General features: G+C 44.5%; 14 protein-coding genes and 1 tRNA gene. 4 read left to right on the forward strand and 11 right to left on the reverse strand.

Annotated elements, in window-relative coordinates; genetic code table 11:
* Positions 1–821, reverse strand: an 821-nt coding sequence (locus tag KIH43_RS06860; RefSeq protein ID WP_297719119.1) for a M48 family metalloprotease, incomplete at its 3' end; no start/stop codon positions are given.
* A 23-nt stretch (positions 822–844) separates the two neighbouring features.
* Here KIH43_RS06860 and moaC point away from each other — a divergent pair.
* Positions 845–1,318: a cyclic pyranopterin monophosphate synthase MoaC gene (gene moaC / locus KIH43_RS06865; RefSeq protein ID WP_297719122.1), complete on the forward strand. Its 474-nt coding sequence runs from the start codon at positions 845–847 to the stop codon at positions 1,316–1,318.
* A 5-nt stretch (positions 1,319–1,323) separates the two neighbouring features.
* On the opposite strand, the gene KIH43_RS06870 is transcribed toward moaC, so the two are convergent.
* A complete protein-coding gene (locus tag KIH43_RS06870) occupies positions 1,324–2,358 on the reverse strand; it encodes an acyltransferase family protein (RefSeq protein WP_297719125.1) in 1,035 nt (344 codons plus the stop codon).
* Positions 2,359–2,420: 62 nt separating this feature from the next.
* On the opposite strand from KIH43_RS06870, the gene KIH43_RS06875 reads away from it, so the two are divergent.
* Complete coding sequence (locus tag KIH43_RS06875; protein WP_297719127.1) at positions 2,421–3,098, forward strand: diphthine--ammonia ligase; 678 nt, start codon at positions 2,421–2,423, stop codon at positions 3,096–3,098.
* Between the two features lie 49 nt (positions 3,099–3,147).
* Here the strand turns inward: KIH43_RS06875 and KIH43_RS06880 are convergent, their stop codons facing one another.
* The 8 genes from KIH43_RS06880 to KIH43_RS06915 all read right to left on the reverse strand — a co-directional run bounded on the left by KIH43_RS06880 (position 3,148) and on the right by KIH43_RS06915 (position 9,322).
* Positions 3,148–3,678, reverse strand: coding sequence for a pilin (locus KIH43_RS06880; protein ID WP_297719130.1), 531 nt, complete (start codon positions 3,676–3,678; stop codon positions 3,148–3,150).
* Between the two features lie 121 nt (positions 3,679–3,799).
* Positions 3,800–4,504, reverse strand: coding sequence for a TerC family protein (locus tag KIH43_RS06885; RefSeq protein ID WP_297719133.1), 705 nt, complete (start codon positions 4,502–4,504; stop codon positions 3,800–3,802).
* A 120-nt stretch (positions 4,505–4,624) separates the two neighbouring features.
* Entirely contained in the window at positions 4,625–5,518 is an 894-nt protein-coding gene (sucD, locus tag KIH43_RS06890; RefSeq protein ID WP_297719136.1) for a succinate--CoA ligase subunit alpha, read from the reverse strand.
* Positions 5,519–5,533: 15 nt separating this feature from the next.
* The gene (gene sucC, locus KIH43_RS06895; protein ID WP_297719138.1) at positions 5,534–6,703 is read right to left on the reverse strand and encodes an ADP-forming succinate--CoA ligase subunit beta; all 1,170 of its coding nucleotides are present in this window, start codon (positions 6,701–6,703) and stop codon (positions 5,534–5,536) included.
* Positions 6,704–6,890: 187 nt separating this feature from the next.
* A complete protein-coding gene (gene recX / locus KIH43_RS06900; protein ID WP_297719140.1) occupies positions 6,891–7,409 on the reverse strand; it encodes a recombination regulator RecX in 519 nt (172 codons plus the stop codon).
* A gap of 30 nt (positions 7,410–7,439) precedes the next feature.
* Positions 7,440–8,531, reverse strand: coding sequence for a recombinase RecA (recA, locus tag KIH43_RS06905; RefSeq protein ID WP_297719142.1), 1,092 nt, complete (start codon positions 8,529–8,531; stop codon positions 7,440–7,442).
* A 118-nt stretch (positions 8,532–8,649) separates the two neighbouring features.
* A complete protein-coding gene (locus KIH43_RS06910; RefSeq protein ID WP_297719145.1) occupies positions 8,650–9,183 on the reverse strand; it encodes a DUF2878 domain-containing protein in 534 nt (177 codons plus the stop codon).
* A gap of 62 nt (positions 9,184–9,245) precedes the next feature.
* A tRNA-Met gene (locus KIH43_RS06915) sits at positions 9,246–9,322 on the reverse strand.
* Between the two features lie 68 nt (positions 9,323–9,390).
* Between KIH43_RS06915 and KIH43_RS06920 the strand changes: the two genes are divergently transcribed.
* Complete coding sequence (locus KIH43_RS06920) at positions 9,391–9,711, forward strand: DUF6150 family protein (protein ID WP_297719150.1); 321 nt, start codon at positions 9,391–9,393, stop codon at positions 9,709–9,711.
* Positions 9,712–9,753: 42 nt separating this feature from the next.
* Positions 9,754–10,365 carry an MOSC domain-containing protein gene (locus KIH43_RS06925; RefSeq protein WP_297719153.1) on the forward strand — a complete coding sequence of 204 codons (612 nt, stop codon included), beginning with the start codon at positions 9,754–9,756 and terminating at the stop codon, positions 10,363–10,365.
* A gap of 66 nt (positions 10,366–10,431) precedes the next feature.
* On the opposite strand, the gene KIH43_RS06930 is transcribed toward KIH43_RS06925, so the two are convergent.
* A partial coding sequence (locus KIH43_RS06930; RefSeq protein ID WP_297719156.1) for an MFS transporter occupies positions 10,432–11,128 on the reverse strand: 697 nt, incomplete at its 5' end.

The raw sequence follows: 11,128 nt of genomic DNA on the forward strand, positions 1-11,128 counted from the left end.
GCTTCTAAGATCAGAAAACCAATACGATCCGCTTCGCGCTCAGCATCCCTTGAGTATGAGAGTTGATTATTAATCGCAGCTGCCTGACCGCCCTGCATGAGTCCAGCTGCGGCTTGTGGATTGCGTGACATTGCCAACGCTCCCAGAATGATTCCCGCCAAGGCAATCATCGTATTGGTAGCCTGCTTATCCATTTGGCGAGCCAAATGACGTTGTAATACGTGACCTGTTTCGTGCCCCATTACTGAGGCAACCTCAGAATCGGACTCTGCACTCACAATCAACCCTGTATGAAATCCAATAAATCCACCTGGAAGAGCAAATGCATTGATGCTGCTATCTTTTACTGCAAAAACCTCAAAGTTGTATGCGCCACTACCCTGCTCATTAGTGCCACCCAGTTGTAATTTTTTCGCTGCTTGCAATAAGCGCCGCTCCATTTGATTGAGGTAGTCATAAATAGGTAAGTCATTTGAGTAATCAGCATCAGGACGAATTTGACGCATGATCATCTCGCCATATTTGCGCTCATCCATGCGACTCAAGGTATCCCCACCTGGATCACCCATATCTGGCAGAACAATATTCGGTTGACTCTGTAAAGTATTGCGAGTGGGGGCATTTGCAGGCCTTGCATCTGGTGATTGCATAGCGCGCCCGATATTCTGAATCGCCGCAGAGTTGCCTTCTACAGAGACATCTCCAGTGGGTGAGGTAGCGTACGCAGGAGCAACCCCCGAGCAAGCTAGAGCCACAGCAAGCTGTATTGCCAATAGACGCTTCCAAACCGAGATTTTTTGATCCAACTTTATGTCCCGCATCCCTATATGGTAAAACTTATCCCATGAACAAACTAACTCATTTTGATGCTAGCGGCCAAGCACATATGGTCAATGTGGGCGATAAGCCCAATACCCACAGAATTGCAGTGGCTACTGGCACTATCAGTATGATGCCAGCCACTTTTGAGATGGTAGAGGCTGGAAGTCATAAAAAAGGGGATGTCTTGGGTATTGCCAGAATTGCTGGCATTCAGGCGGCAAAAAAGACCTCTGACCTTATCCCGCTTTGCCACCCCTTAGCACTTAGCCATGTCAGCATCAATTTTCAGACCAGCAAAGCAAATTGCAGCATCACCTGTGAAGTCAGGGCAGAAACCACCGGCCCTACCGGTGTAGAAATGGAAGCCCTCACCGCAGTCCAAGTCACCCTGCTTACAATCTACGATATGTGCAAAGCAGTAGACCGTGGCATGGTGATGAGTGATGTCAAACTCTTAGAGAAGAGTGGTGGTAAGAGTGGGGAGTGGAAATTGTAAAAACGTTATTTTTCGCCCAATAAAAAAGTTCTTGCCAATGGAATCTTATTGATCATCATTGCAATTCCTAAGCTAGCGAATAAAGGCGTCAATACCTTTGGCGAAAAGGGCAAAAAGAAATAATGTATTGCATATATTCCCAGCGATAGTTGCCCACAAATAACAAGAAATTTCTTTACCCAATTGGCACTTGAATTCGTAATTACTCTCGCAACCCCAATCATTACTAAAGAACCGCTCAAAGCAACAACCGCAGCATAAAAGTAGATCAATTGGCGAGGTATAAAACTCGTTGTTTGCATCACAATCATATTGTCCGCCGCGGTCCTATCCCACAGGGGAATTAACACAATAAATATGGCGATTGCAGGTAGATAGTTCCAGATGCTTATCTTTGGATATAAATATCTATAAAATCCAATCCCCAGCATGTAATAGATAAAGTAAGGCCTTATTAAACTCAGGCCCGCTCCACGGGGAGTGTGCTCACGAATAGCCCACCAAATGAGGATGATTAAAACAATTTGGATTCGACCATCGACAATCCAATGAGATGCTCTATCCATGTGGCATCTCTGTAACAATTGATAAATGCCAGCAAAGGCGATGTCAAATAAACAGGTAAGCAAAATGCAATAAAAAATTGCCAATAAAAACCATAGGGCTGTATCTGGTCTTCTAAAGGCTAACAGAACGGCACTGACTATTGAATCACTATGGTGATAGAACAATTGGTTAATAACGCACCACGATACAAATGGGATTAGCAAGCGAATTGATGCTTTTGCAAGCCTAGTCTTGACCTGCTTTGCCACCATCAACATACCGCTTTGAATTCTTTCCGGACTAAATGCAATGGCTGCCACCGATCCAGACAAAAAGACAAATAAGGGCATATGGAATGAGTAGATCACTCTAAACCAGAGAAGATCATCGAATTTCTCTGCACTTCCCTGAATGACATGACCAACAACTACCAGGATTATTGCTAAGCCTTTAGCGATATCTAAAAACTGATCCCTCAATTGAATATTTGTCATTAGCTAAATGGTGGCTGTTGATGTGGGAACTATAAGCCATTCTCACTCTTATAATCATTTTGATGAATACAAAACACGGATTAGCTTCATGGAGCGGAGGCAAGGATTCATGTTTAGCCCTTTGGCGCTCTCAAAATATGGGCTATAAGATTACCCATTTACTCACGGCACTAGATGAATCTGGTTTAAAAACGCGTTCTCATGGCGTGAGTAAGGCTTTAATTTTCGCCCAAGGAAAATCGCTTGGCATGCAAAATGAATTTATTTCTGCCAGCTGGGAAAGCTATGAACAAGAATTTATTTGCAAACTTCAATCCCTGAAATCATTGGGGCTAGATTTGGCTATTTTTGGCGATATTGATTTAATTGCCCATAAAGAGTGGGAAGAAAAAGTTTGTATTGCAGCCAAGCTTGAGCCCATTCTCCCGCTCTGGAATGAAAATCGACTTTCATTGGTTAAGGAATTTCTTGCTTCAGGTTTTAAGGCTCGAGTGACTTGTGTTGATGGTCGCTTTTTAGATGAATCTTATGTAGGCAAGGAGTTTGATGATGAATTTATTAAGAATTTACCTGGGCACGTAGATGCCTGCGGAGAAAATGGAGAATTTCACACGTTTGTTTATGATGGGCCTAATTTCTCTCATCCAGTTACTTGGAAAAGCCTAGGGAAACACACTTATGTCTCCCCGCCTGAGTATGGAAGTCAAAGGTACTACTTTGATTTACTCGACTCCCAATAGCATTCGAAACCAACCAAACGGCTCTCAAATTTAAATTTTCTTTAAGATTTTATTTTGTAATCCTGCACTCCGATGGCAGCAACTGTGGCAGAAGATTGGTTTCAATTGAGCGACATGACCATCCTCCAGACCAAGTGGAACCCTCTGTTTTAGATAAGTCGATGGGCTTGGGCACATTGGCATCAGGCTCATTTGTGGGTATTAAATGCAATGTATTTTTACCCTCTGGGGCGACTGTGTTTTGATAGTCGATGGCGATGGCTCCAGATGGTGTGATTTCAATTAATTTAACGCTTCTCGTAGGAATGAACGTGAAGGAGCCACTCGTAGCTTCATCCATTGCTACTGTTCCACGCGTTGCAAATACTTCTGTCACTGCAAGCTTAGCACTGGAAGACAGATTCATGCCCTCTACTATCCTGCTTCGAGCAATGTAATCTTGATATTGAGGCACAGCTACTGCGACCAATATTCCGATGATGGCCACAACCACCATCACCTCAATCAAAGTAAAACCTGACTCTTGCGACTCTCCTAATTGCTTATTTGTAGCTTGAAAATTTGTGTTTTGGTTTTGCATCGATGTTCCTTCCAGAGGTTAAATACCCCATGATCCAGTCTAAACCTTTTCAATCAAAGGAAACGGGTAATAAAAAAGCCGGCTATTGAGGCCGGCTTTTATTCAAAAGAATGACAGAAAATTACGATTCTTTTTTAGCATTCTTTTTCTTGAGATAAGTGCCAACAAGAATCACGATGGCGACACCCACGATCTCAAATGCCAACTTCGCATCACCTAGCGCCTCTTTAATGCTATCTCTAATGGCGGGATCGTCTACTAACATGCCACCAGCTAACAGACCAAGCAAGCCTGCACCCAAGGTAATAATGATGGGGAAACGCTCCATGACCTTGAGCAACATTGCGCTACCAAAAATAATTAATGGGATGGACATGCCTAGACCGATAATGAGCAATAACAAACGGGTTTCTTCTGGGCCCTTTTGCGCTGCCGCAGCTACAGCCAATACGTTATCCAAACTCATCACTAAATCTGCAACCAAAATAGTACGGATAGCAGCCCAAATACTAGACTTTGCTTCCATGTGCTCTTCGCCGTCGCTATCTGATAAAAGCTGAATACCGATGTATAGCAACAAAATACCACCAATGATTTTGAGGTATGGCAGTGTTAATAGAGCAACTGCAGTAATGGTCAATACCACACGCAAGATAATGGCTGCTGCACTACCCCAAAAGATGGCTTTCTTTTGCTGTGCAGGAGGCAGGTTGCGTGAAGCTAAGGCAATCACTACCGCGTTATCGCCAGATAACAAAATATTCGCAACAATGATTGAGAGTAATGCCGCCCAAAATGTGGCATCAGAAAATGCTGATAAATCCATATTGTCTCCCTACGGTATTTTAGTTTTAACTGCTTTATTAATTATATTTTTGACACTGTAATGCTTAATACTAACCAATAAAAGGATGCTGAGTATTCAGCATCCTTTGTCCACCTGCAATTACAACATAGCTTTCAATAAAGCAGCCATTTCAGATGGGTTCTTTGTGACTTTGAAGCCACATTCTTCCATCACAGCCAACTTCGCATCAGCAGTATCAGCACCACCAGAAATCAATGCGCCTGCATGGCCCATACGCTTTCCTGGAGGAGCAGTTACGCCAGCAATAAAGCCAACCACTGGTTTTTTCATGTTGTCTTTGCACCAACGTGCCGCTTCAGCCTCATCCGGTCCACCAATTTCACCAATCATGATGACAGCATCAGTTTCTGGGTCTTCGTTGAACATGCGCATGACGTCGATATGCTTCAGGCCATTAATGGGGTCGCCACCAATACCAACAGCAGTAGATTGACCTAAACCAATTGCAGTCAATTGACCTACCGCTTCGTATGTCAAAGTACCTGAACGGCTGACTACACCAATGCGGCCTTTCTTATGAATATGGCCAGGCATGATGCCAATCTTGATTTCATCTGGAGTGATGATGCCTGGGCAGTTAGGGCCAAGCAATAAAGTCTTTTTGCCACCAGCCGCTTCTTTTGCTCTCATCTTGTTGCGTACTTCAAGCATGTCACGCACTGGAATGCCTTCAGTAATACAGATTACAAAATCGAGATCGGCCTCTACCGCTTCCCAAATAGCAGCCGCAGCTCCTGGAGGTGGTACGTAAATGACTGAAGTTGTCGCGCCAGTTTGCTGGGCAGCTTCTTTAACCGTTGCGTAAATAGGAATATTAAAAATAGACTCGCCAGCTTTTTTTGGATTTACGCCAGCAACAAAACAGTTCTTACCATTTGCGTATTCTTGGCACTTTTCAGTATGAAACTGACCGGTCTTACCAGTAATACCTTGTGTAATGACTTTGGTGTTTTTATTGATCAAAATAGACATATTGAAATTCCTGAATTATTTGTTGTTGGCCACAGCCGCAACTACTTTAGTAGCTGCTTCTGCCATAGAATCCGCGCTAATAATTGGTAAACCTGAGTCAGCTAGGATTTTCTTACCCAACTCTTCATTAGTACCCTTCATACGCACAACCAAAGGCACTGTAAGGTTCACTGCTTTACATGCAGTCACAACACCATCAGCAATCACGTCACAACGCATAATGCCGCCAAAAATGTTGACCAAAATGGCTTTCACATTTTTGTTTTTCAACATAATCTTGAACGCTTCAGTCACTTTTTCTGCTGTCGCGCCGCCACCAACGTCTAAGAAGTTAGCGGGCTCGCCACCGAACAACTTAATGGTGTCCATGGTTGCCATTGCTAAACCTGCACCGTTTACCAAGCAACCAATGTTGCCATCCAAGGAGATGTAGGCCAAATCAAATTTAGACGCTTCGATTTCTGCAGCATCTTCCTCATCGATATCGCGATACGCGACGATCTCTGGATGACGGAATAATGCGTTTGGATCAAAGTTGAACTTCGCATCCAATGCCTTGATCTTGCCATTGCCTTCAAGAATCAATGGGTTAATTTCAACCAATGATGCATCGGTGTCCCAATAGGTCTTGTAAAGATTCTTAAATACTTCACGCGCTTGTGGGATAGAGGCATCAGGCACACCAATACCTTTAGCAACAATATCGCAATCCGCATCGGTTAAGCCAACCAATGGATCAACAAACACTTTAATAATCTTTTCTGGATGAGAAGCGGCAACTTCTTCAATATCCATACCGCCTTCGCTGGAAGCCATGATCACGTTCTTTTGTGTGCCACGGTCAGTCACAATACTGAAGTAATACTCTTTTTTAATGTCAGCGCCATCTTCAATTAAGAGGCGATTTACTTTTTGACCTTCTGGTCCTGTTTGATGGGTTTTGAGCTGCATGCCCAAAATTTCTGAAGCGTACTTTTTCACTTCATCCATGCTCTTGGCCAATTTCACGCCACCACCCTTACCGCGACCACCAGCATGAATCTGTGCTTTCACAACCCATACTGGACCACCTAGTTTTTCAGCAGCCTTGAGTGCTTCATCAACACTAAATGCAGGAATGCCGTTTGGAACAGGCACATTAAATTGGCGCAGAAGTTCTTTGCCTTGGTACTCGTGAATTTTCATAATGACTCCGAAGCGGTATCTTATTTAGCAAGCATTGAGGATTAGTAAACCGATGTTGCCTTAATCCCATGCTTACTCAGGAAATGGCTAAATTAGCCAAATTTGAATAAATTTGAGCGGCTTGACCGACTCCGTAAGTCTATCATGTTGCAATGCCGCAAATAGCGTTTTTTGATCAGGAATTGCCCTAATCGGGACTTTGGCCGCCAATAATTTTTGCCACAAGATCCAAACTGAAGCCCTTTGATGCTAGGTAGCGATACTGCCGCGCACGTTCTTTTTGATCCTGAGCCTTTTGCCCATATTTTCTTGACCAAAGCGCATAAGCCCTTTGAAATTCTGTTTCCTTAAGCGCGCCCAAAAGTTTTGCTGAATGCTGAGCATCAATCCCAGCCCTTTCTAATTCATCAGCGATTCTGCGAGAGCCATAACGCTCGCTGCGACGGCGAACCAGCGCCTCTGCATAGCGCTCATCCGACAACCACCCCCTGGCCTCAAAATCATCTAAAACAGCCTCGATAGGCTCGGAAGTGTTTTGTCCGGTCTGACCACCTGCTCCGTCAGCGCGCTTGGCCCACCTAGCCTCTGACTCTACCAACTTGGCGGCCAATGATTTACGGCTGTATTCTCGCAGCGACAAAAGACGCAAAGCCCGAGCTTTGAGACTCGGGCTTTGTTTGTGCTTTTTGCTACTCAATTCAGACATGAAATCATTCTACTGAGTGATGCGGCAAAGTTACTCGACTTCCTCTTCCTCGCTCAAAACATCAGTCACTACAGCAGAACCGACTTTAACTCCTAATTTTTCACGAATCTTCGCTTCAATATCTTTTGCAATCTCTGGATTTTCTTTCAAGAAATCACGTACATTGTCTTTGCCTTGACCAATGCGATCGCCGTTATAGCTATACCAAGAACCTGACTTCTCAATGATGTCGGCCTCAACACCCATATCAATGATTTCACCTTCTCTTGAAATACCGGCACCGTACATGATGTCAAAAATGGCTTCGCGGAATGGCGGGGAAACCTTGTTCTTAACTACCTTCACACGGGTTTCATTGCCAACAACCTCATCGCCCTTTTTGATACTACCAATACGGCGAATATCTAAGCGCATAGATGCATAGAACTTCAGTGCATTACCACCGGTGGTAGTTTCTGGTGAGCCAAACATCACACCAATCTTCATACGAATTTGGTTAATGAAAATGACTGTGGTGTTGGTGCGTTTAATAGCGCCAGTTAACTTACGCAACGCCTGACTCATCAAGCGAGCTTGTAAACCTGGCAATGAATCACCCATATCGCCTTCAATCTCAGCCTTTGGCACTAAGGCGGCTACAGAGTCGACTACGATCAAATCAATCGAGCCAGAGCGCACTAAAGCGTCTGCAATTTCTAAAGCTTGTTCGCCTGTGTCTGGCTGGGAAATCAACAAATTATTAACATCGACACCCAACTTGCCAGCGTACTGAACATCCAATGCATGTTCAGCATCAATGAATGCACAAGTGCCACCCAGCTTTTGCATTTCTGCAATCGCGTGCAATGTTAAGGTTGTTTTGCCTGAAGATTCAGGCCCGTAGATTTCAATAACGCGCCCACGTGCAAGACCCCCAACGCCTAGGGCAATATCCAAACCGAGTGAACCACTGGATACCACTTGAATATCTTGGCTAATTTCTGCATCGCCAAGTCTCATGATGGAGCCTTTGCCAAATTGTTTTTCAATTTGCGCAAGAGCTGCTGATAATGCTTTTTGCTTGTCTCCGCTCATTCCCTCAAATTCTGAGGAGGCTGACTTTTTTTTCTCATCCAAGGCCATTTGTATTCCCTTTTCGCTTTGTATTGGGCTTTTTCCCGAAGTTTTACTGACTGTGTGACAACTTAGGAGTTACTGTATATAAAAACAGTATTCTTTGCAAGCGACTTTTTTAAGGAATTTACGGATTTTTTACTAAGCCCTGCTCCAAAGGGGTGCGGTCCCAATAGAAAAAGAGGGGAACAGCGATGGCCCAGACCACCCCTAGGAACATCAGACCCATCACTTGACCCCCAGAGCCCCAGCTTCCAGCCCCCATTCGGATCCCAGCCTCGTATGACAAAGGGCCGCAAAGACCGCCTAGAACTGCCCCCAAAATGGGCCTGCCCCGCAACCAAGATAAGGAGCCATTAATCGTAGTTCCCACTAAAAGCCAAAGCGTCCACATCCAAATCGGGGATAAAAAGCTCACAGGCCAAGAATCCTGAAAATCCAAGAATCCAAAGTACGCTATCAAGGAGTCGGTTAGCACCCCATAGATCAAGACTCTACTCAAAAGATGAATAGACTCTCGGGGCTGATTAAGGCGCCATACATGAAAAACGATATAGGCCAACGAGCCAATAACCGGCCAGAACACTTGATGGTTAGCCGCGCCCAAGACGCAAGCAAACCAGCCAAGTTGGAAAAAGACAAGATTCCAAAATTTAGACATTAAAGCCATTCTAGCCAGTCTAAGAAAAAAGCCACTGCCGCTTTGGCAATGGCTTTCGTATTTGGTGGCGAATCAGGGATTTGAACCCCGGACCTGCGGATTATGATTCCGTCGCTCTAACCAACTGAGCTAATTCGCCGAAGGTGTGATTGTAGCAAATCCGCCCTATTCTGTAACGCCTGAACCTAGAAACCGTAATATAGCTATATGAAGCTGACTCTTAAAAACCGATGCATTCTGGCCATTTTGGGCTGTTTTTTGCCCCTAGGCACAGATGCCGCCCAAATCTTCATCACGAACTATCCCTCTGAAGCCAATGCCAAGGTCTACGTCACCAAGTACCCCTCAGAGGCAAACTGCATCGTCTACGAAACCCAGTACTCCAGTGATAACGAACCTGGCGTCTGGTTTTATACCAAGTACAAGAGTGATGCCCGAGCCACCATCTATTACACGCAATACAAATCCGATGCCGATCTGGTGGTGTATTACACCAAATACAAAAGCGATGCTCGGTGTCGCTATTAGTGTTGCTATGAATAAATTGATTTGATTGCATTCATCTAGCTCATGAAACTACTCTCCATTTCAGCAGGAAAGGTAGCGCCTCTATTTGGCAACCATCATCCTGATTACAAATCAGTTGCCTCAGCTATTCGTAAGAAGAGCATTAGCAACCTGCAAAATCCTACTGCAGTAGAGATTACTAATCTCGGTGTAGCCGGCGATGAGCAAGCAGACCTGAGCGTACATGGCGGAATAGAGAAAGCAATTTATGTTTATCCAGCAGAACATTACAGCTTCTGGAATGAACTACTTGCCCGCGAAACAAAAAGGCCTACGTCGCTTGAGTATGGTGCTATCGGCGAAAACTTCACCATTGAAGGTCTTGTGGAAACCGATGTTTTTGTGGGTGACAAACTTCTCATAGGCGAACTAGAGTTTATAGTCGTGAAATTACGTGAACCCTGTTTTAAGTTCAATGCTGCCATGGCGTATAAGGGTGCAAGCAAGGCAATGTTGCAATCGGGCTATAGTGGCTGGTATTTGCGAGTACTAAAGACGGGGAGTCTTCAGGCAGGCGCCTCTATCACTCTCGTTCCGGGCTCCAGAGATACTTCGATTGCACAGCAAAATCACAATCTATTAAAAAGCCGTAACCAAAAAGATTTGTGGGAATAAAAAAACCCGACCATTTCTGATCGGGTTTCTCAGTGACTGCAGACCTATTCGTCTGCATCAAACTACTTAGTCACGTGCGTAGATATCTACGTCTTTAGTTTCACGTACAAACAGTGTACCGATTACCAATGTCATCGCAGCGATGATGATTGGATACCAGAGACCGTAGTAAATGTTACCGTTTTGCGCAACCAAGGCAAAAGAGATCGTTGGCAACAAGCCTCCGAACCAACCGTTACCAATGTGGTATGGCAAGGACATAGAAGTGTAACGAATGCGGGTTGGGAACATCTCAACCAACATCGCAGCGATTGGGCCATAAACCATGGTCACCAAGATCACTAAGTAAACCAACAAGAGCAACACAGCAACATAGTTAATTTGTGCTGGGTCAGCTTTAGCTGGATAACCTTCTTTGTTCAAAGCTTCACGAATTGCTTTCTTAAATTCAGCATCTTTCGCTTTTGCTTCTGCTGGATCCATGCCTACAGGTGTATAGCCTGGAACTTCAATATCACCAATTTTCACAACAGCGTTAGTGCCTGCTGGAGCTGGAATGGTGGAGTAGCTAGCTGAGTTAGATGCCATCACTTGTTTAGCAATGTCGCATGAGCTAGTGAACTTCGCAGTACCTGTTGGGTTGAACTGGAAAGTACATTGTGCTGGATCAACAGTGATGGTTGCTGGTGCAGTAGCCATTGCTTTTTCCAACGCTGGGTTAGCGAAGTGAGTCAAGGCATTGAACACAGAAACTGGTGTGTTA

The sequence above is a fragment of the Polynucleobacter sp. genome, from assembly GCF_018500155.2.
In the GTDB taxonomy this organism is placed as follows: Bacteria; Pseudomonadota; Gammaproteobacteria; order Burkholderiales; family Burkholderiaceae; genus Polynucleobacter.